The organism is Arthrobacter sp. H20 (genome assembly GCF_000520515.1).
Classification (GTDB): Bacteria; Actinomycetota; Actinomycetes; order Actinomycetales; family Micrococcaceae; genus Arthrobacter_D.
This window is the reverse complement of the sequence record NZ_KI914759.1, coordinates 104,183-124,528: the sequence shown is the minus strand read 5'-3', so window position 1 is coordinate 124,528 and position 20,346 is coordinate 104,183. Positions and strand designations below refer to the sequence as shown.

At 63.3% G+C, this 20,346-nt stretch carries 16 protein-coding genes; 12 read left to right on the top strand and 4 right to left on the bottom strand.

From position 1 onward, the window contains the following. Position 1: 1 nt before the first annotated feature. Together Y703_RS0116670 and Y703_RS0116665 are read right to left on the bottom strand one after the other, a co-directional pair. Complete coding sequence (locus Y703_RS0116670; protein ID WP_026553616.1) at positions 2-988, bottom strand: hypothetical protein; 987 nt, start codon at positions 986-988, stop codon at positions 2-4. Positions 989-1,157: 169 nt separating this feature from the next. After that, entirely contained in the window at positions 1,158-2,567 is a 1,410-nt protein-coding gene (locus Y703_RS0116665; RefSeq protein ID WP_026553615.1) for a PucR family transcriptional regulator, read from the bottom strand. A 162-nt stretch (positions 2,568-2,729) separates the two neighbouring features. Here Y703_RS0116665 and Y703_RS0116660 point away from each other — a divergent pair, with 162 nt between their 5' ends. Both Y703_RS0116660 and gabT read left to right on the top strand, forming a co-directional pair. Then, positions 2,730-4,169: a gamma-aminobutyraldehyde dehydrogenase gene (locus Y703_RS0116660; protein ID WP_026553614.1), complete on the top strand. Its 1,440-nt coding sequence runs from the start codon at positions 2,730-2,732 to the stop codon at positions 4,167-4,169. A gap of 15 nt (positions 4,170-4,184) precedes the next feature. Beyond that, the gene (gabT, locus tag Y703_RS0116655) at positions 4,185-5,561 is read left to right on the top strand and encodes a 4-aminobutyrate--2-oxoglutarate transaminase (RefSeq protein ID WP_026553613.1); all 1,377 of its coding nucleotides are present in this window, start codon (positions 4,185-4,187) and stop codon (positions 5,559-5,561) included. Between the two features lie 652 nt (positions 5,562-6,213). On the opposite strand, the gene Y703_RS0116650 is transcribed toward gabT, so the two are convergent. After that, the gene (locus Y703_RS0116650) at positions 6,214-6,876 is read right to left on the bottom strand and encodes a TetR/AcrR family transcriptional regulator (RefSeq protein WP_026553612.1); all 663 of its coding nucleotides are present in this window, start codon (positions 6,874-6,876) and stop codon (positions 6,214-6,216) included. 140 nt (positions 6,877-7,016) lie between these two features. On the opposite strand from Y703_RS0116650, the gene Y703_RS0116645 reads away from it, so the two are divergent. The 4 genes from Y703_RS0116645 to Y703_RS0116630 all read left to right on the top strand — a co-directional run bounded on the left by Y703_RS0116645 (position 7,017) and on the right by Y703_RS0116630 (position 11,876). Then, positions 7,017-8,417 (top strand): flavin monoamine oxidase family protein, encoded by a 1,401-nt coding sequence (locus Y703_RS0116645; RefSeq protein WP_026553611.1) that lies wholly within the window; start codon positions 7,017-7,019, stop codon positions 8,415-8,417. Positions 8,418-8,422: 5 nt separating this feature from the next. Continuing rightward, positions 8,423-9,382: a universal stress protein gene (locus Y703_RS0116640; RefSeq protein WP_026553610.1), complete on the top strand. Its 960-nt coding sequence runs from the start codon at positions 8,423-8,425 to the stop codon at positions 9,380-9,382. Between the two features lie 8 nt (positions 9,383-9,390). Then, positions 9,391-10,911: an APC family permease gene (locus tag Y703_RS0116635; protein ID WP_155849583.1), complete on the top strand. Its 1,521-nt coding sequence runs from the start codon at positions 9,391-9,393 to the stop codon at positions 10,909-10,911. Positions 10,912-11,033: 122 nt separating this feature from the next. After that, positions 11,034-11,876 (top strand): universal stress protein, encoded by an 843-nt coding sequence (locus tag Y703_RS0116630; protein ID WP_026553608.1) that lies wholly within the window; start codon positions 11,034-11,036, stop codon positions 11,874-11,876. Between the two features lie 52 nt (positions 11,877-11,928). On the opposite strand, the gene rarD is transcribed toward Y703_RS0116630, so the two are convergent. Beyond that, complete coding sequence (rarD, locus tag Y703_RS0116625; protein ID WP_026553607.1) at positions 11,929-12,903, bottom strand: EamA family transporter RarD; 975 nt, start codon at positions 12,901-12,903, stop codon at positions 11,929-11,931. A gap of 165 nt (positions 12,904-13,068) precedes the next feature. Here rarD and Y703_RS0116620 point away from each other — a divergent pair, with 165 nt between their 5' ends. The 6 genes from Y703_RS0116620 to Y703_RS21810 form a co-directional block, all read left to right on the top strand. Then, positions 13,069-14,493, top strand: coding sequence for an FAD-dependent oxidoreductase (locus Y703_RS0116620; RefSeq protein ID WP_026553606.1), 1,425 nt, complete (start codon positions 13,069-13,071; stop codon positions 14,491-14,493). A 151-nt stretch (positions 14,494-14,644) separates the two neighbouring features. Beyond that, the gene (locus Y703_RS0116615) at positions 14,645-15,952 is read left to right on the top strand and encodes a GAF domain-containing protein (protein ID WP_026553605.1); all 1,308 of its coding nucleotides are present in this window, start codon (positions 14,645-14,647) and stop codon (positions 15,950-15,952) included. Between the two features lie 108 nt (positions 15,953-16,060). Beyond that, positions 16,061-17,584 (top strand): acetaldehyde dehydrogenase ExaC, encoded by a 1,524-nt coding sequence (locus Y703_RS0116610; protein WP_026553604.1) that lies wholly within the window; start codon positions 16,061-16,063, stop codon positions 17,582-17,584. A gap of 8 nt (positions 17,585-17,592) precedes the next feature. Continuing rightward, positions 17,593-17,988, top strand: coding sequence for a DUF779 domain-containing protein (locus Y703_RS0116605; protein WP_026553603.1), 396 nt, complete (start codon positions 17,593-17,595; stop codon positions 17,986-17,988). Between the two features lie 197 nt (positions 17,989-18,185). Next, on the top strand, positions 18,186-18,851 hold the full coding sequence (locus Y703_RS0116600) for a TetR/AcrR family transcriptional regulator (RefSeq protein WP_155849580.1): 666 nt from the start codon (positions 18,186-18,188) through the stop codon (positions 18,849-18,851). 69 nt (positions 18,852-18,920) lie between these two features. Continuing rightward, on the top strand, positions 18,921-20,346 hold a 1,426-nt coding region (locus Y703_RS21810; protein ID WP_035765716.1), incomplete at its 3' end, for an MMPL family transporter.

Here is a 20,346-nt window from a genome sequence, read left to right as displayed (position 1 = left end):
GTCAGGCCCTGGTGGATCGGCGGAACCAGAGAGCAACACCTGAAAGAAGGAGCAGCGCCGCTCCCGCCGCTCCGGTGAGCTCAAGCACGCTGCCGCGCTCGCCTGAATCGCTGGCAGCGGTTTGCACATTCAGCCCTCTCCCGGTTCCGGTACTGGTTCCGGCCGCGACGACGCCTGGGTTGGACGGGGGGCCGGGAGTTATCGCGATGACGGGAACCTCGATGCCCTGGCCTGTCCCATTCCCAGTCGCGGCGCAGGCTGCGAGGGCCGCGTTCACCAGCGCCTGTACCTCTTCAGGACTGGTGCCCGGACCGTCCAGATCGGACAGGATCCCCTCGATTACATCGACTGCGGCATAGTAGGCATCTTCGGCGGCGATTAGGTCGTCGGTATAGAGCGCGTTATCCAGTGCGGTTTGCGCCTCCATCAGGACAGCTTCAGCGGCCACGAGTGAGGCAGGTGCGGCGTCCCGCTCCACCTGCCTCGTCGCCAACTCACTGGTCGCCTCCGTCTGCACGGCTCGGGCTGCTGTCAGTTCGGCTTCGGCGGCAAGACGGCCTGCGGCGTCGTCAGCCCCCACCGCGGCGAGAGCCAGCTCAGCGGCCTCCACCCGATCATCAGCGAAAATCTTGGCGGTCTGCGCCGCGTCAAGGGCAGCCTGGGTTAGGTCAACGGCGACAATTGCCGCCTCGAAGGCCTCGAATGCTGACTCGTATGCGGCGTACACCTCGGTCTCTGCCACGTCGGCATTCAGGTATGCCTCTTCCAGCGCAACACCGGCGGCTTCGACGGCGGCAATAGCTGCCTTCAGGTCGTAGGCGAGGCCGATATCAACTGACGCGGAGTCCAGCGAGAACCCGAGTGCCGTCTGCGCCGAAATGCATGCTGCAGAGTTGGGAGCTGCCACTGCCGGGGCTGCGAGGAAGGTGGAGCCGGCAACGAGTGCGGCGCAGGCGCCAAAAGCCAACAGGCGATTACGGTGTGTCATGAGAGCGTCTTTCCGTGAGAAGCGCCCTCAAGTCCCCCTTGAGCGGCATCCGCCGGATGCGCGTCGCGGGGAGCGGTTGCTGTCTGGCTGAGGTAATTTGACCACGCCGAATCATGGAATACCAGCTTATTCTAAAATTGCGGTGCCGCCGCCGGAATCCGTAGGCCGGCTACCGCAGCCCCCTTACGTTCAAGGCCAGATACAAATGGACTCGATCAGCTGTGACCCCGGGATCATAACCGCTGAGGTCCTGGATCTGCTGCAGCCGGTACCGGACGGTATTCCGGTGGAGCTGCAGGACCTCGGCCACTGCAGCCACCGAACCGTTCAGCGACAGGTACCGCTCAAGCGTGAGCAGCAATTCGGCGTGGTGCCGCTGGTCGAACGCGGCTACGGGGTCCAGCGCTTCGGCAGCGAGGTCCGCGAGGGGCACATCCTCGCTGGCCATCAGCAGCGACGTCAGACTGAGCCGGTCCGGGCTGTTGACGGGGAGCCCGCGCGTAAGCGATTCGCGCGCCTCGAAGTAGCTCCAACGGAAGCCGCTCGCCTGTGCATAGGCGCCCCCAAAACCGACCTTGGCGGTCAACCCGGCCCCGTGCAGGTACCCGCTCATCCGCTGGCCAAGGGTTGGCCCGTCGCCGTCGGGCACGGCGATCACCAGCCTCTCGTCAACGAGGGCTTCAACTCCCGAGTCGAAACCCGCCGGTGTTGGCAGGGTACGGAGCGCGCGGCGCTGGCCGGAAGCCACCTCAACGATCAGTACCACCTGCCTCAGCCCGGTGTCGATTCCTGCCCCGCCGAGGCGTGCGACGGCGTCCGGACCAGCGAGCGTCCCCCGCACCACGTCCTGGAAGAGTTGCCCGGCAACAGCGCGTTCGCTCGCCCGTCGTCGCGCCTGGTTGCTCAACTCAACGCTAATGAGGCTCTGCGCATACGCCACGATGGCGTTGGGGTCATAGGGTTCAGCGATGGCCAGTGTGCAGCGGTCCTTCAAACCAGTTGCCACCGGCAGCCGGTGCCAATGACCGCCCGATCGTGCTGCGGTAGCGAACAGCTCCGCCCCGTACTGCGAGAGGACGACGCCGGTACCCAGCATGGCTGCAAGTTCCTTGAGTAACTGGGGCAGGCCGCCCTCTCCGAGGAGCGCTGACGCAAGAATCTGGTGACCCTTCAGCAGGCTCTCGAGCCGTGAATAGTGGTCAGCCGAAAGTGAATCAGCAACGATCTTTCCGATCGCAATGAACGGCGTTTCGTAGGGGACATGGAACACAGGAAGCCCCAGGGCGTCAGCCTCTCCGATCAGGGCTGGCGGGACCTGTTGATGCCCGAGGCCGGTGCCGAATCCGATACCCAGCGCCCCGGATTCGTGCACACGGCGCACAAAGGCACGCTGGGCAGCTGTCGTCTTTTGCCTCACCCCAGTTGTCAGGACCACTTCTCCGCCGCTGAGGAAGGGCAGCGGGTCCTCGAGTTCGGTGACGGCTACCCATTGGATGGGGGTGTCCAGGGCGTGGGTCGACCCGACGGGGTGGAGGCCGAGGCCAGCGGCCGAAAGGAGAGCGGGGAGCGTGATGGCCATCCCTCAACTATATGACGGCGACACTGTGCGGGTGCATCACAGGTGGCTCGTACCGTTGTGCGGATCACCCTAGGCCGAGGAATGTCAGGGGGCGTAGGGTCGGCAGTGGATTTACGCTGCGACGGATCCGCAGTGATCCGTTGACCCATCACCAGAAAAGGGATGAATACCGTGGTAACCACCCTCCAGAATTTTATCAACGGCGAGTTCGTGACGCCGGCTGGCACCGAACTGCTGGACATCGTCAATCCGACCAACGGTGAGGTTGTGGCGAAGGCGCCCGTTTCGCTGACGTCGGATGTGGACGTCGCCATGACGGCGGCCGCCGAGGCTTTCACCAGGTTCAAGCACGTCACGCCGAGTCAGCGCCAGCTCATGCTGCTGAAGCTGGCCGACGCGCTTGAGGCGGCCAGCGACGAGCTGGTGGAAGCGCAGCACCGAAATACCGGTCAGGTACGCGACCTGATCGCGGCCGAGGAAGTCGCAGTAGGTGCCGACCAGCTTCGCTTCTTTGCCGGCGCCGCCCGACTGCTGGAAGGCAAGTCAGCTGGCGAGTACGTCGAAGGGCACACCTCCTATATCCGCCGCGAGCCGATCGGCGTGGTTGCCCAGGTCGCGCCGTGGAACTATCCGTTGCTGATGGCCATCTGGAAGATCGGTCCCGCGCTGGCAGCCGGCAACACCGTTGTCCTCAAGCCTAGTGACACCACCCCCGAATCCACCCTGGTGCTGGCGAAGCTCACCCAGGGGATCCTGCCTCCCGGTGTGCTGAACGTGGTGCTCGGGACCGGCGAGACTGGCGCGGCCATGGTGGACCACCCGGTCCCCGGGCTGGTTTCGATCACGGGATCGGTGCGCGCCGGCATCGCCGTCGCCACCGGAGCCGCCAAGACACTCAAGCGCGCTCACCTCGAACTGGGCGGTAAGGCGCCAGCTGTCGTTTTCGCTGACGCGGACATCAAGAAGACCGCCGCAGCAATCGCCGAGTTCTCCTTCTTCAACGCGGGCCAGGACTGCACGGCGATCACCCGAGTGCTGGTGCAGGACTCCGTCCACGACGATCTGGTGGCCGCCATGGTGGCCCACACCGAAACGTTGACGACGGGCAACGCCGATGATTCCCAAAATTACTTCGGTCCGCTGAACAACATCAACCACTTCAACTCAGTCAACGCGGTGATGGACGCGCTTCCGGAGCATTGCACGGTGGAGATCGGCGGCAAGCGCTCCGGCGACAAGGGGTACTTCTACGAAGCCACTATTGTCACCGGCGCTCGTCAGAGCGATGACATTGTCCAGAAGGAAACCTTCGGCCCGGTCATAACTGTGCAGAAGTTCACCACCGAGGCTGAGGCGGTGGAACTGGCCAACGACGTCGAGTACGCGCTGGCCTCAAGTATCTGGACCACCGATCATGGCACGGCCATGCGGGTCTCCCGCGACCTCGACTTCGGGGCCGTCTGGATCAATACCCACATTCTTCTCACCGCCGAGATGCCACATGGAGGATTCAAAAGTTCCGGCTACGGCAAGGATCTCTCGATGTACGGCGTTGAGGACTACACCCGGATCAAGCACGTCATGAGCGCGCTGGATGTTTAGAAAGGCAGTTTCACTATGACCACCCAGGTAACCCAGCCGCAGTTCCGGCTCGAGCAAAAGCGCAAGATCATCGCGGACTTCCCCGGCCCGAAGTCCACCGAGCTTGCCGCCCGCCGTGCGGCAGTAGTGGCCAAGGGGGTTGCCTCCGGGGTGCCGGTGTATGTGGCCGACGCCGACGGCGGCATCATTCACGACGTCGACGGCAACTCGTTCATCGATCTCGGCTCAGGCATTGCCGTGACCAGCGTGGGTGCGTCCGACCCCGCCGTTGTCGGCGCCGTCAAGGAGCAGGTTGAGCACTTCACCCACACCTGCTTCATGGTCACCCCTTACGAGGGCTATATTGCAGTGGCCGAGAAGCTCGCCGAGCTGACTCCTGGCGACTTCGAGAAGCGCTCAGTGCTGTTCAACTCGGGCGCTGAGGCTGTCGAGAACGCGATCAAGGTGGCGCGTCTGGCGACCGGGCGCACAGCTGTCGCTGCCTTCGATCACGCCTACCACGGCAGGACCAACCTCACGATGGCACTGACTGCCAAGTCGTTGCCCTACAAGGGTGGTCCGGCTGGCGACTTCGGCCCGTTCGCCTCTGAGATCTACCGGCTGCCGATGAGCTACCCGTTCCGCGAGGAAAACCCCTCAATCACCGGAGCCGAGGCAGCTCAGCGCGCCATCACCATGATGGAAAAGCAGATTGGCGTTAGTTCACTGGCCGCGATCATCATTGAACCGATCCAGGGGGAGGGTGGCTTCATTGTGCCCGCCGACGGATTCCTGCCGGCGTTGGCCGCGTGGGCCAAAGCCAACGGGGTGGTGCTCATCGCTGACGAGGTCCAGTCAGGCTTCTGCCGGACCGGTGCCTGGTTCGCCGTCGACCACGAGGGTGTAGTGCCCGACATCATCACCATGGCCAAGGGGATCGCTGGCGGCATGCCACTCTCGGCAATCACTGGTCGGGCAGACCTGCTCGACGCCGTACATCCCGGCGGCCTGGGCGGTACCTTTGGTGGCAACCCGGTGGCATGTGCTGCGGCGCTCGCAGCGATCGAAACGATGCAGGAGCAGGACCTTGCTGCACGTGCGCTGGCGATTGAGGAGCTGGCAACCTCGCGGCTGCGGGCCCTGCAGGAGGATCTGGGGGAGCAGTCAATCATTGGCGAAATCCGCGGCCGCGGAGCGATGCTGGCTCTTGAATTCGTGGTGCCCGGGACCAAGACTCCCAACCCGGAGGCCACCAAGGCTATCGCTGGGGCGTGTCTGCAGGAGGGCGTCATCATCCTGACCTGTGGCACGTACGGCAATGTGGTCCGGCTGCTCCCGCCGCTGGTGATTGGCGACGACCTCCTCAACGATGGGCTGGACGTCCTCGAGGCGGCGATCCGCTCCGCGAAGTAGCGCCACGCTCCCTTCAAAACCCAACAAACCCCTTCGCCGAATAGTTAGCTCTGGTGGGGCGGCTGGCGCCGAACCCACCGGATCTAACGCTTCGACGGAGGGGTGTTGTCGTTGCTGGGCTGCTGGGCTGCGTGGCGGGTCCGGTGAGGTTTATTGGGCTTTGGGAGGCCGTGGGTAGTCTGCGGGTAGTCCACGCCGCCAGACGCCGTCGGGTTCGGCCAGCGCAGCAGAAATCAGCATGCGCGCCAGGACCGAACTCTCGCGCAGCTGTGGTGGGTTGTCGCCTCGGGCGCTCGGCCGTCGGGAAGTTGCGCGCAGCTCTGGCGGGTTGACACCGCGGGGAGGACCGCCGTCGACGATGGGTGCGCACTTATGGTGGGTTGGACGCGACCGCACCCGCCACTGCTGGACAGTTGTCTGCTGCCACCCGCCACAACTGCACAAGTCGAGGAATGATGGAGGGGACATTGCAGGCCCATGGCAAGCAGGCGCCTTCGATCCCGGCCAGCGCAGCAGAAATCAGCACGCGCACCAGATATATCTGCTGCGTTGGTCGGTTTCGGTGCGTTTCGCGGATAACTACCGCGGCGGCAGGCGGGGAACGACGCCGGCGCCTACCCGGAACGGAGGCGGTGCGAGACGAGCCGGAAGCTCAGTCTACCAACTGCGCCTTCAGCCCGGTGATGAGCGCTTCGAGGCCGATGGTGAACGCGGCGTCCGCCGAATCGGCCTGCGATCCTCCCCGACGGCGGACGGCAGCCGTGAACAGTGGGTAGTTGGGGCCAAGGCTGCCTGACTCAAAAATGTCCTCGGGTGCGGCTGTGTCGAATGCCGAGCCGAAGATAAATGACTCAAGCGCCACAATTGCGGGGATGATGCGATCCTCCTGCCATCCGGCGTTGAGGAACCCAGTTGTCACTGCCTCGTACATTGCCAGGGTTTCCGGAGCCCCGGTGACGGGTAGAACTGCGATCACGGAAATGAGTGGGGCGTGGGTGGCGAACACACCCCGGTAGGACCATGCCCAGGCGCGTACCGCCTCATCCCAGGAGGCTGAGGCGAAAGCACTGAAATCCACCTGCGCCATCACCTGGTCCTCGACCCAGCGCAGCACTTCCTGCTTGGATTCCGCATGGTTGTAGAGTGCTGACGGAGCGACGCGGAGCCGCTGCGCCAGGGCAGACATCGTCAGGCCCTCGTATCCGTGGGTGGCAATCAACCCGAGCGCCGCGTCGGTGATCAGATTCCGGGACAGGAGCCCGCGCGGCGGACGCCCCGCCCGACGACGGCTCGCCGGCACCCCCAGAGTTCCCATGACCGCCCCTTTACCGTCTCTTTGCTGCGGGTCCATTCTACTGTGCCCTTTCCAAAACTGATCGGTGTCGCTACAGTATCTCTAATAAATGAATAACGTTCATTTTGTGGCCTGGGCCATACCGTCCCTGAGAGGTAACTGTGGAGCATTTGGATCGCGACGTCGTAATCGTTGGAGCAGGGCCCTCGGGCCTCACCGCTGCATGGGAGTTGAGCCGGGCGGGGCTGAGTGTCGCAGTCCTTGAGGCGCGGGATCGTGTCGGTGGACGCACCTGGACCGACACCATTGACGGCGCCATGCTGGAGATCGGAGGACAGTGGGTGTCTCCGGACCAGACAGCCCTCAAGGGAATGCTTGACGAGCTTGGGCTGGACACCTACGACAGGTATCGCACCGGCGACTCCGTCTACATCGGCGCCGACGGCACCCGCACCCGCTACACCGGTGACATGTTCCCGGTGTCAGCGGCGACCGAGGGGGAAATGAACCGTCTGATCGAAATCCTGGACCGTCTGGCGGTTGAGGCTGGCCCCGAAACGCCGTGGGAACACCCCGAGGCTCGGTCGCTCGACACCATCTCATTCCACCACTGGCTCAGGCAGCAATCCAGCGACGAGGAAGCCTGCAACAACATTGGGCTCTTCATTGCGGGCGGAATGCTCACCAAGCCAGCGCATGCCTTCTCCGCTCTGCAGGCGGTGCTGATGGCAGCCTCGGCCGGATCCTTTTCGAACCTTGTCGATGAAAATTTCATCCTCGATAAGCGCGTGATCGGCGGCATGCAGCTGGTGTCGGAACGTCTCGCGGATCGTCTGGGCGACGACGTCGTCCTGGGCAGCCCGGTCCGGACCATCCGGTGGTCCGACGATGACGGCGTCACAGTCGTATCGGACACTGTCACGGTCAGGGCGCGCTACGCGGTGATGGCAGTTCCGCCGAACCTGTACTCGCGGGTGTCCTACGAGCCGCCGCTGCCGCGTCGCCAGCACCAAATGCACCAGCACCAGTCCCTGGGCCTGGTCATCAAGGTCCATGCCGTGTACCCAACACCTTTCTGGCGGGCCGACGGCCTGTCGGGCACCGGATTCAGCGCCTCCTCAATCGTTCAGGAGGTGTACGACAACACTAACCATGCAGACTCCCGCGGCACCCTCGTCGGCTTCGTGTCAGACGAAAAGGCCGACGCGATGTTCAGGTTGGACCCGGCCGCACGCAAGCAGGCAATCCTCGAGTCCATCGCCGGCTTCCTCGGGCCTGATGCCCTCACCCCTGAGGTCTACTACGAGTCGGACTGGGGCTCCGAGGAATGGACCAGGGGCGCCTACGCCACCAGCTACGATCTCGGCGGTCTCCACCGTTACGGCCCCGACCAGCTGACCCCCGTCGGTCCGATTTACTGGTCCTGCTCCGATCTCGCAGCGGAGGGGTATCAGCATGTTGAGGGAGCTATCCGCATGGGGCAACGCACCGCCACAACCATCCTGACCAGCAGCACACTGACCAGCGATACCCTGAGCAACGCTGCAGCCGAGGGAGCATGAAGCGCGTGGACTACATCGTCGGGTACACCGCTGATGATCGCGGGCGCGACGCCGTCAGCCTCGCTGTTGCTCTCGCCCGCCGCCAGGGCGCCACTCTGAACCTGGTGATGGTGATGCCGGAGCACTCGCCCTTCAACGCCGTCTACCCTCCTGAGCGGGGGTTCGAGAGCATCCTGTCAGCCCAACTCCAGGAGTGGCTCGCCGAGGGACTCGGTCTGATTCCCGACGACGTCACGGCCAGGGCGCACGTCATCAGTGCCGATTCGCAGGCCGGCGGCCTCATTGATGCAGCAGCCGATTCAGGCGCCTCACTGATTGTTATTGGTGCCAGCTCCAGAGGGCTGCGCAAACGGTTCAACGTCGGTAGTGTCGCCGGGACGCTCCTGCATGCGTCACCCGTGCCGGTTGCCCTTGCACCGCAGGGGTACAGGCGCCTTGACCCGATCACCCGGCTGACCTGCGCGGTGGGAACCCGGGCCGGTGCTGACGCGGTCATTGCCGTAGCAGTTGATTCGGCCGCCCGACGCGGACTCCCGCTGCGGCTGGTCTCCCTGGTAGCGCTTGACCCGGCAACCGGGACTGATGGCGGAGCCGACGCGGCGGCTGTCGAGGCAGCCCATGAACACGCCAACACGCGGTTGGCTGAAGCGGCAGCATCACTCGCCGCGGGTGGACAGGTCAGCGTCGAAGTGGTGGAGGGTGCCACAGTTGAGGAAGCGATCGGGGCCCTGGCCTGGGATGAGGGAGAGATCCTCCTGGTCGGGTCAAGCCGTCTGGCCCAGCACAGCCGATTGTTCCTGGGAGCCACCGCCAACAAAATACTGCGCGCTTTGACAGTGCCCATGGTTGTGGTGCCGCGCAGCTACACATTTTTCGAGGATCAGCCGAGCCATCAGGAGCGGTCTACCGCCACGCGCTCCGAGGCCGGAGAAGGCACGGACGCACAACCCACTGAGGTGAAGTAGTGAGCACCATGCCGACAAAGAATTCCCCCACCGGACTGAGCCAGAAGGGTTTGAGCTCCGGATCGGTCGGTCTGCTGGGCGCTGTGGTGATCGGCGTGTCCTGTATCGCTCCTGCCTATACGCTGACCGCGGCGCTCGGCCCAACTGTGGCGGAGGTGGGAGTGCAACTACCCGCCATCTTCCTGGTCGGGTTTATCCCGATGCTGCTGGTAGCCCTCGGCTACCGCGAACTGAACAACTCAATGCCCGACGCCGGTACCTCCTTCACTTGGGCCACCAGGGCTTTCGGCCCGTGGGTTGGCTGGATGGGCGGGTGGGGGCTCATTGCCGCAACTGTCATTGTTCTCTCGAACCTGGCGGCGGTTGCTGTCGACTTCTTCTACCTGATGCTCGCCCAGCTGACCGGGAACGAGTCACTGGCCGACCTGACCCTGAACCTGCCGCTGAACATCGTCACCACTCTGATCTTCGTGGCCCTGGCCTGTTGGGTTTCCTATCGCGGGATGGAAACGACAAAGGCAGTGCAGTACGTGCTGGTGGGCTTCCAGCTGATAGTCCTGGGCTGGTTTGCCATTGCAGCGTTTGTGCACGTGGCAAACGGCACGGCCTTCGATGCCACTGCCATTAGTCCAGACTGGTTCAACCCGTTTGCTGTCGAATCCTTCTCGGCCTTCGCCGCCGGAGTGTCGCTCTCGATCTTTGTCTACTGGGGCTGGGATGTCACCCTGACCATGAACGAGGAAACCAAGGATCCCGAGCGGACACCCGGCCGGGCAGCGACGCTTACCGTCCTGGTCATTGTCGTGATCTACGTGACGGTGGCGCTGGCCACCCTCTCCTTCGCGGGCGTCGGCGATGGGGAATTCGGTGCAGGAAATGTTGATAACCAGGGAAGTATCTTCGCTGTGCTTGCCGGACCGGTGATGGGACCGTTTGCCATCCTGATGTCCCTAACGGTGCTGAGCAGCTCAGCGGCATCCCTGCAGTCGACCTTCGTGTCGCCGGCCCGAACCCTGCTGTCAATGGGTCACTACCGCGCTCTGCCAGCGAGCTACGGCAAAATCAGCCCCACCTACAAATCCCCAAGCTACGCCACCATCGCTGCCGCCGTCGCAGCGTCAGGGTTCTACGTGGTCACACGGGTAGTGTCTGAAAACGCGCTGTATGACACGATCACGGCGCTTGGCATGATGATCTGCTTCTACTACGGGATCACTGCCATGGCCTGCGTCTGGTATTTCAGGACGGTCGCCTTCAGCAGCACCCGGAGTTTTCTGCTGAAGTTCCTCGCGCCGCTTCTGGGCGGAGTGATCTTGCTTGTCATGTTTGTGAAGACAGCCACCGATTCGATGGACCCGGAATACGGGTCAGGCTCCTCTATAGCGGGTGTAGGGCTGGTGTTCATCCTTGGCACCGGAGTGATCCTTCTGGGCGCGGTGCTGATGTTGATCATGTACCGGGTCAACCCGGCGTTCTTCAGCGGTGAAACTCTCCGCAAGGGCAGCGCCCCGGCTCACACCGAGCTGTGACGTACCCCGGCGGGCAGCGTCCTAGCACCGAACTGCCCGCCGACCGAGATAAGGTTGCCAGAGCAGATCTGCGGCGGTAATCCCGAGGCGCCGGTCAGAATCCGAACCGGAAGGCACGCCGTATGCGTTATGTAGTTGGCTTTACGAACAATGACCGCGGACGTGACGCGCTTGCACTGGCGACGTCGCTGGCGCGAACCCAGGGCGCCAGCATTGACCTGGTCACGGTGCTTGACCGGCCCCAGGATGGGAGCGTTGGTACCGGCACCAACCGTGCCATGGCTGCTCTGCAGGAAGCCATCGAGGGGATTCCTGGCGGCGTCGAGGTTGAGCCGCATGTGAAACTCGCCGACTCTTTCGCTGAAGGGCTGCTGGAGGTCGCAGCAGATCTCGAGGCGGGCCTGATCGTCATTGGCGCAGCCAGCAACGGCTTGCTGAGGCGGTTCACCGTTGGCAGTGTCGCGAACGCGGTCCTGCATTCCTCTCCAGTACCGGTGGGGCTGGCACCACGCGGGTACCGGCACCGCGATCGGATGACCCGGTTGTCCTGTGCCGTGGGCACTCGTGCCGGCGCCGAGGCGGTCCTGGATGTGGCAGTCGATTCAGCAGCACGCAGAGGGATGCCGCTGCGGCTGATCTCTCTGGTGGCGTTGGACGTCAATGAGACCTCAGATACCGGTGAAGCTATCAACCTGGCGCATCAGCACGCCAACTCGGTGCTGGCTCGGGCAGGGGATCAGCTTCCGGAAGGCCACGAAACCACGATTACTGTGGCTCACGGTCGGACCATTGAGCAGGCTATTGATGACATCGAGTGGGATCCGGGAGAGATAGTTTTCGTCGGCTCCAGCCGGCTCGCGAAGCGAAGCCAACTGTTTCTAGGGTCAACCGCCAACAAGATGCTGCGCGCCCTGCCGATCCCCATGATTGTGGTACCCCGGGACTGGAACCTCCCGGCCGCCTAAGGACTCCCAAGGCGCGGGGATAGAGCACTGGACGCGTCCGAGGTGGCTGCGGCTAGACGGCCGCGGATTCCCCGACCGGTGTTGCCCCACTGGGCCGGCGCGGGCGCGAGTTCTTGCGGACGGTGCGCAGCATGTCGATGGTGAGCATCGCCAGGGCAACCCAGACCAACCCGAACCCGACCCAGCGCTCCAGCGGCATTTCCTCCTGGAACACGAAGAGTGCCAGCAGGAACTGCAGCACTGGGGCAAGATACTGGAGCAGGCCGATGGTGGTCAGCGGCAAACGCCGCGCGGCGGCGCCGAAGAAGATCAATGGCACTGCCGTAATAACACCGGCTGCTGCCATGATCCAGAAGTGCCCGGGGCCTTCGGTGAGTACAGTCGCAGCACCAGTGACGCTCAGCCAGATCATGACTGCTGCGGCGATCGGCGTCAGCACAGCGGTTTCGATGCTCAGGCTTGACACAGCATCGACCTTGGATCCGACCCGCTTCTTGACGAATCCGTAGAAGCCGAAGGAGAAGGCCAGCGTCAGAGCGATCCATGGCACGTTGCCGTAGCCAATAGCAAGCACCACCACCGCCACTACCCCCATTCCGACGGCCGCCCACTGAAGCCTGCGCAGCTTCTCATGGAGCACCACAACCCCGAGCAGAACCGAAACAATCGGGTTAATGAAGTAACCCAGCGCCGCCTCTATTGCGTGACCATTCGTGACGCCATACGTGTAGACAAACCAGTTCACGGCAATCAACATTGCGGCGACAGCCAGCGTAGCAACAATGCGTGGGTTCGCTGCGGCTGCGCGAACCGTGCGCCAGGACCTCATGACGGTCAGGAGCAGGGCGCAGAACACCAGTGACCAGAGGACGCGATTCGCGACGATCTCGATAGCCGTGGCTGGCAGGAGAATGATGAAATAGAGCGGGAGTAGACCCCATAGGCCATACGCTCCGATTCCATAAAGGATGCCCGTCGAGTTCTCACTTCGGGGCTGACGCGTGCTCGCAGTTTCGGTAGGGGTCACCTCGGCTCCAACAGTGATATCAGGCGTTTTATTCCGCGCGTCCGGCTGCCGAAGCGGCGAGACGGCCATCACAGGTTTAGACTGCACCCCGGCGCGGCATTTAGAATAGGAAACTATGCGCTTAATGTGCGTCTCGGTTTGTCCACTAGGGAAGAAGGCCAATCAGTGTCCACCTCAGCTGCGGGGCGCCCGCTGCGGGTCGCGATCATCGGGGCCGGCCCGGCAGGCGTGTACGCCGCCGACATCCTGACAAAGTCCCAGGAGGTCCAGGGCGGCGACTTCGCGGTCAGCATCGACCTCTTCGATCAGCACCCGGCGCCCTATGGGCTGATCCGTTACGGGGTGGCACCTGATCACCCGCGGATCAAAGGCATAGTCAACGCGCTGCATAAGGTGCTGGACCGCGGTGACATCCGCTTCCTGGGGAACGTCAACTACGGGCGTGACCTCACCCTGTCGGACTTCCGCAAATCCTACGACGCAGTCATCTTCTCCACCGGTGCGGTCAAGGACGCAGACCTGCTCGTTCCGGGGATCGATCTCGACGGATCCTTTGGCGGCGCTGAGTTTGTCTCCTGGTATGACGGACACCCCGATGTGCCACGGGACTGGCCGCTGGACGCGACAGAAATCGCTGTGATCGGCAACGGTAATGTCGCCCTCGACGTCGCCCGTGTACTTTCCAAGCACGCCGACGACCTGCTCTCCACCGAGATCCCCGACAACGTGTACGCCGGGCTGAAAGCCTCGCCCGTCACCGACGTTCACGTGTTCGGACGCCGCGGCCCCGCGCAGGTGAAGTTCACCCCGTTGGAACTCCGCGAGCTCTCCCACTCCCGCGATGTGGATATTGTGCTCTATCCGGAGGACTTCGATTTCGATGAAGCCTCTGAACAGCAGATTGCCAGCAACAACCAGACCAAGACGATGGTGAAGACCCTCACCAACTGGCTGGTCGACGACGAGCCGACCGGCGCGTCCCGTCGGCTCCACCTGCATTTCCTGCATTCACCAGTCGAAATCTCCGACTCCCCACAGACCCCAGGCAAGGTAGCAAACGTCAGGTTCGAGCGCACCGAGCTCACCGGGGAGGGTTCCGTCCGTGGCACCGGTGAATTCATCGACTACCCAGTCCAGGCGGTCTACCGCGCGATCGGATACTTCGGCTCCGAGCTGCCCGAGGTGGGTTTCGACAGCCAGCGCGGGGTAATCCCCAACGAGGGCGGCCGCGTCATCGATCAAGACGGCGCGCCCGTCCCGGGTATCTACGCCACGGGCTGGATCAAGCGGGGCCCGGTGGGCCTGATCGGCCACACCAAGGGTGACGCTCTGGAGACTATCGGGTTCCTCTTGGAAGACCGACTGAACCTCCCGCCAGCCCAGGACCCGTCAGAGAGCGCCATCATTGACCTACTTGCCGAGCGGGGCGTCCGCTTCACAACCTGGGAAGGTTGGCTCAAGCTTGATGCTCATGAGCTGAAGCTCGGCGCCAATTTTGTGAACGACGGCGGCAGTAACGCCGAGTTGGTCAGGGAACGAGTGAAGGTGGTTCCCCGGGACGAGATGATTGCCATCTCGCGCGACGAGTAGGGCCCAGCGACACCCAGACGGCCCGAGAGGCTGTCCGGCGTCCCCGCCACAGCTTTAGCTAGAAAATCCTCAAACACCCGCGACAGAAAGTTGCCCACGGCACTAGACTGATCCCACCCCACCGGCGGGGAGACCATGAAGCGGAGTGTCGATGACGCAGCAGCAACTGCCGATTCTGGGGGGACTCACATCGAGAACCCTGCAGCAGTGCGCCCATCGTGCGCACGAACGGCTTGGCAGCGGCCCGGCATCCGGCGTGCGCTCACTGGTGAAAGAATCGTGGCTGCGATCCCTCCAGCATTTACCGAACCCCGACGCTGTCAACGCACCACTGTTCTGCACGGAGGACGAGCTTGACGCGTACCGCCGGGACCACCCGCTCGCGGCTGTGCTACCCATCATCCAGAAGCTCTTGGTCCAGCCGAGTGTCGACAGTGGACTGCTGGTGGCGGTGGGAGACGCGAATGGACGCCTGCTCTGGGTCGACGGAGACCGGGAGTTGCGCCGTCGCGCCGAAGGGATGATGTTTGTTGCCGGGTCAGACTGGTCGGAGCGGGCCGTCGGCACCAGCGCTCCCGGCACCGCGCTGGCCCTCGGGCGGAGCGTTCAGATTGCGGGTGCGGAGCATTTCAGCCGTCAGGTTCATCCGTGGAGCTGCACAGCCGTTCCTGTCCACGACCCCGACTCCGGAGCTGTGCTGGGAGTGGTGGACATCACCGGCACCGACGACGCCGTGGCTGTCCATACGCTCTCACTCGTTGAGGCAACTGTTGCTGCGGCTGAGGCACACCTAAGCCTTCAACGGCTGCAGGTCGAGCAACCTGCCCGCAACTTGGCCTCGGCTAAAACCACCCCGGGGTACCGGGAAGGCCTCCAGATCCTGGGACAAGACCACGGGATCATCGCGCTGGGGCGCCGTTCGGTCGAGCTCAGTGCCAGACACACCGAACTCGTCACGCTGCTCGCTCTTCACCCCGAGGGTGTCAGTGCTGAACAGCTCGCGAGCATGGCCTACCCAGACCACGTTTCGGTGATCACGGTCAGGGCCGAAATGCTGCGGCTACGACGCGTCCTCTCCGATCAGGTTCCGTCGCTGGTGCCACGCTCGCGGCCCTACCGTCTACCCCGTGAGTTGGTAGTCGATGCCTCCCAGGTCCTGGACTTCCTGGACCGTGGAGCGCACCGGATGGCGCTGAACATGTATCACGGCCCAGTCCTGCCCCGTTCCGAGGCGCCCGCGATTGTTCGGCTCCGAGCACAGGTGAGCTCACTGCTCCGCGAAGCAGTGCTCAATGACGGGGCCACCGAGGCTGTGCTGCAGTATCTGCAGTTACCTGAAGCCGCCGACGACGCCGAGGCCTGGACAGCCGCACTGAGAGTGCTTCCGCCACGGTCGCCGCGCCGCGCCGCCGTCGTCGCTCATGTTGAACGGCTGGTGGTCGAGCTCGAGCTGCCCTGACCGGCCGGAATCCGCGCCGGCGGCGGTGCAACCCTCGTGCAACTGGTGGCTGCCTACACTTCGAAATCAGGACGACGACGTCCCTTTCGGAACCCAAGGAGTTAGACAATGACTGTTTACGCCCAACCCGGCCAGGATGGCTCCAAGATCACCTTCAAGCCGCGCTACGAAAACTGGATTGGCGGCGAATGGTCTGCCCCGATCAAGGGCCAGTACTTTGAAAATATCTCACCTGTCACAGGCAAAGCCTTCTGTGAGGTTGCGCGGGGCACGGCCGAAGACATCGAGCTGGCCCTCGACGCCGCCCACAAGGCTGCTCCTGGCTGGGGTAAAATGCCGGCGGCAGAACGTGCAGCGATCCTCAACCGGGTTGCTGACCGGATCGATGAGAACCTCGAGATGCTGGCGGTCGCCGAAACCTGGGACAACGGCAAACCTATCCGTGAGGTACTCGCCGCTGACCTGCCGCTTGCCTCCGATCACTTCCGCTACTTTGCCAGTGCGGTTCGGGCGCAGGAAGGTACGCTATCCCAGCTGGATGATGACACCACTGCCTACCATTTCCATGAGCCACTCGGAGTGGTGGGTCAGATCATCCCCTGGAACTTCCCGATTCTGATGGCCACCTGGAAGCTAGCCCCAGCGCTCGCCGCTGGCAACGCAGTTGTCCTCAAGCCAGCCGAGCAGACGCCGACGTCGATTCTGGTGCTGATGGAGTTGCTCAGCGACATCCTGCCGCCGGGAGTGCTCAACGTGGTGAATGGGTTCGGCGTCGAGGCGGGCAAGCCGCTGGCGTCATCCAAGCGGATCCGTAAGATCGCGTTCACCGGTGAAACAACCACTGGCCGGTTGATCAGTCAGTACGCGAGCCAGAATCTCATCCCGGTCACTCTGGAACTCGGCGGGAAGAGCCCCAACATCTTCTTCGGCGACGTCGCCGACAAGAATGACGCCTTCTATGACAAGGCCCTCGAGGGATTTGCCCTCTTTGCTTTTAACCAGGGCGAGGTCTGCACCTGCCCGTCCCGGGCACTGGTCCAGGAGTCGATGTATGACTCGTTCATGGCAGACGCCATCGCGCGCACCGAGAAGATGGTGCAGGGAAATCCCCTGGACACTGACACGCAGGTTGGCGCGCAGGCATCCAATGACCAGTTGGAGAAAATCCTTTCCTATTTCGATATCGGGCAGCAGGAGGGGGCAAAGATTCTCACCGGCGGTGAGCGAATCACCCTGGACGGGGACCTCTCGGAGGGCTTCTATGTGAAGCCGACGATCTTCGAGGGCAACAACACCATGCGGGTCTTCCAGGAGGAGATCTTTGGTCCGGTTGTCTCGGTGACCCGCTTCAGTGACTACGCGGAAGCCTTGCAGATCGCCAACGACACCCTCTACGGACTGGGTGCCGGGGTCTGGTCCCGCAACGGCAACGTTGCCTACCGTGCTGGCCGGGACATCCAGGCGGGCCGGGTATGGGTAAACAACTATCACGCCTACCCGGCAGGGGCGGCGTTCGGCGGGTACAAGTCGTCGGGGATCGGCCGCGAGAATCACACGATGATGCTCGACCACTACCAGCAGACGAAGAACCTGCTTGTCAGCTACAGCGAAAACAAGCTGGGCTTCTTCTAGGAGATGCTGTGACACTCGAAGCCACCATTGTGCTCCCCGGCGAAACCTTCTCGCGGGTTGCGCTGACGGAGCCTGCGGTGGAACTGCTCAGGAAACTATGGGATCTTCACGGCCCACTGATGTTCCATCAATCGGGCGGCTGCTGCGACGGGTCATCACCGATGTGCTATCCGGCGGGCGAGTTCATCACCGCAGAAGCTGACGTATTGCTCGGGGTGCTGGATATAGCTGGCATAACCGATGGGCCCGCCAAGCCGATTGAGTTCTGGATGTCCCGTGAGCAGTTTGACTACTGGAAGCACACCCATCTCACGGTCGATGTGGTGCCCGGGCGGGGGAGCGGGTTCTCTGTCGAAGCTCCTGAAGGGGTGAGATTCCTGATCCGGTCCAGACTGATGTTCTAGCATGTCCTCGCCGTCCGCTGCAGAAACGGGCGGGCGCTGCAGAAACCGGCGGACGCATCCGAACTATCGGGGGCGTCCGCCGGTTTCTGCCGTGCCAGGCGGTTGCTGCAGCAACGACAACCATGCGAGAGCCTACGTGATGAGATACACACCCCAGCTTGTTGCACAGAATGCAAACTTGCACTTAGTGTAAGAATGTGAATAATTCCGCAGTGGTGACGGGCACAGCTACCTCGTCTGAGATGACCGACACCGTCGTAGCGCCCGGTCGCCGCGAACAGAACAAGCTCGACACGCGGCGGGCCATTGCGGCGTCGGCCCTGGACCTGGCGCGCGCCCACGGGCTGGGTAACTTTACAGCCGACCAGGTGGCCGCGGAGGCAGGGGTGTCCCGCCGAACCTTCTTCAACTACTTCCATAGCGCCGAAGAGGCGCTCACCACCACCACCGATGCGCTGCTTGAGTTGGCGGCCGCCGAATTCATGGCCAGGCCCGCCGACGAGCCACTCCTGGACGCAATGATTGCAGCGCTGGCTGCGATCGCCAAGACTGACAACCTCAGCGTCTGCGGCGAGCTTTTCCGGATGGCCGAGGGAAGCCCTGAACTGATGCGCAGCCAGTTGCACGCCTGGGAGCGGGCGGAAGCCCGGATCGGCCAGGCCGTCAGCGAACGCATGGGCGGCAACCTCAACCCGCTTTACCTGCTGGCCCTCGTGGGGGCTGTACTCTCCTGCGTCAAGGCAGCAATGCAGGTCTGGGCTGCGGCCGCCGAGAACCCGCAGGACGGTTCAGCAGCCGAACTGGAAGACCAGATTGTTGGCGCCCTGTCGATGCTGCGCGACGGATTCAACAACCCCCGCTAGCCCGCCGGCGACTGCCACAGCTTTCCTGACTTACTAAATCAATCAACTGATCGAACCGAGGAACAATTCATGGCACACCTGCTGTACCGCTTAGGCAAGTTTGCATCACGACAGCGCTGGTGGATTGTTTCCGCTTGGCTAGCCATCCTGCTGGCCGTCGGAGGTTCAGCTGCAGCGTTCTCGGGCACGCTCAGCAACAACTTCACCATCCCCGGCACTGAGTCCCAGCGGGTCCTCGACCAGCTGAGGGAGACCATGCCCGAGGCCATCGGCGGGATGGGGACAATTGTCTTCGAGAATCCCGACGGATCGATGACCACCGAGCAGCAGGCGGCGGTTGAGGATGCTCTGGGCGACCTTGAGCAGGTCGATGGCGTCGAGTCAGTCATCAATCCCTTCGATGTCTCCCGCCAGCTCGACGAAGGCCGGTCAGGGATTGACGATGGCCGGACGGAGCTTGAGCAGGGTGCCGCCGACCTCGAGGCGGGTGCACAGCAGGCCGACGCAGGCCAGGCCCAGCTCGACGCGGACCGGGCCGAGTTTGAACAGAGCCGTGACCTTCTCCCACCCGAGCAAGTGGGTCCCATCGAGGCGCAGCTTGACGAAGGCCAGGCGCAGCTCGACGCCTCACGTGCAGAGATCGAGGACGGGCGGAGCCAGCTCGAGGCGGGCCGCGCGGAGATTGATCTTGCGGAACGTACCCTCGACGCGTCGTCGGGAGTCCAGTTCGTTTCCGACGACGGCGCCGCGGCAGTAGCGAGCGTTCAGTTCATCACTGCGGTAGACGCGGTGACGCCTGAAACCCGTGAGGCAGTTCAGGATGCTGTTGACGTGGTGACCGATGCTGGAGTCGACGTGTATTACAGCAAAGAGATCGTCCAGGACATCTCCGAGATCTTCGGTATCGCCGAGGTCGTGGGCCTGGTGGTGGCAGTAATTGTTCTGATCGTCATGCTCGGAACCCTTGTCGCAGCGGGTTTACCGCTCCTGATGGCCATTGTCGGCGTAGGGATTGGTGTGGGCGTGACCTTCGCGCTGACCGGTGTCATCTCGATGAGCTCCATTACGCCTGTGCTCGCCCTGATGCTGGGGCTCGCCGTCGGAATCGACTATTCACTGTTCATCGTCAACCGGCACCGGACCCAATTGCTCCGCGGCATGGACCTCCAGGAATCGATCGCACGAGCCACCGGAACCGCGGGCAACGCAGTCCTCTTTGCCGGTATCACAGTGATCATCGCGCTGGCTGCGCTTGCCGTGCCCGGGCTGCCCTTCCTTACCCTGCTCGGCATGTCCGCCGCTGGCACAGTCGCCGTAGCAGTGCTCGTGGCGCTCACCCTGACCCCGGCGCTGCTCGGATTCATCGGACGCCGGATCATCTCCAGGCGCCGGTGGGCCAAGGCCGAGTCAGAGTCGGATCTGGATGCCTCGCATGAGCAGTTGCAGGAAGAGTCCGATCAGAAGGCTGCGAGGGGTCGTGGCTGGGGTGGCTTCG

What these genes read in the sequence shown, in the direction of transcription:
- Y703_RS0116670 (WP_026553616.1), bottom strand. Translation starts at nt 988, where the DNA reads ATGACACACCGTAATCGCCTGTTGGCTTTTGGCGCCTGCGCCGCACTC.
- Y703_RS0116665 (WP_026553615.1), bottom strand. Translation starts at nt 2,567, where the DNA reads ATGGCCATCACGCTCCCCGCTCTCCTTTCGGCCGCTGGCCTCGGCCTC.
- Y703_RS0116660 (WP_026553614.1), top strand. Translation starts at nt 2,730, where the DNA reads ATGAATACCGTGGTAACCACCCTCCAGAATTTTATCAACGGCGAGTTC.
- gabT (WP_026553613.1), top strand. Translation starts at nt 4,185, where the DNA reads ATGACCACCCAGGTAACCCAGCCGCAGTTCCGGCTCGAGCAAAAGCGC.
- Y703_RS0116650 (WP_026553612.1), bottom strand. Translation starts at nt 6,876, where the DNA reads ATGGGAACTCTGGGGGTGCCGGCGAGCCGTCGTCGGGCGGGGCGTCCG.
- Y703_RS0116635 (WP_155849583.1), top strand. Translation starts at nt 9,391, where the DNA reads ATGCCGACAAAGAATTCCCCCACCGGACTGAGCCAGAAGGGTTTGAGC.
- Y703_RS0116630 (WP_026553608.1), top strand. Translation starts at nt 11,034, where the DNA reads ATGCGTTATGTAGTTGGCTTTACGAACAATGACCGCGGACGTGACGCG.
- Y703_RS0116615 (WP_026553605.1), top strand. Translation starts at nt 14,645, where the DNA reads ATGACGCAGCAGCAACTGCCGATTCTGGGGGGACTCACATCGAGAACC.
- Y703_RS0116610 (WP_026553604.1), top strand. Translation starts at nt 16,061, where the DNA reads ATGACTGTTTACGCCCAACCCGGCCAGGATGGCTCCAAGATCACCTTC.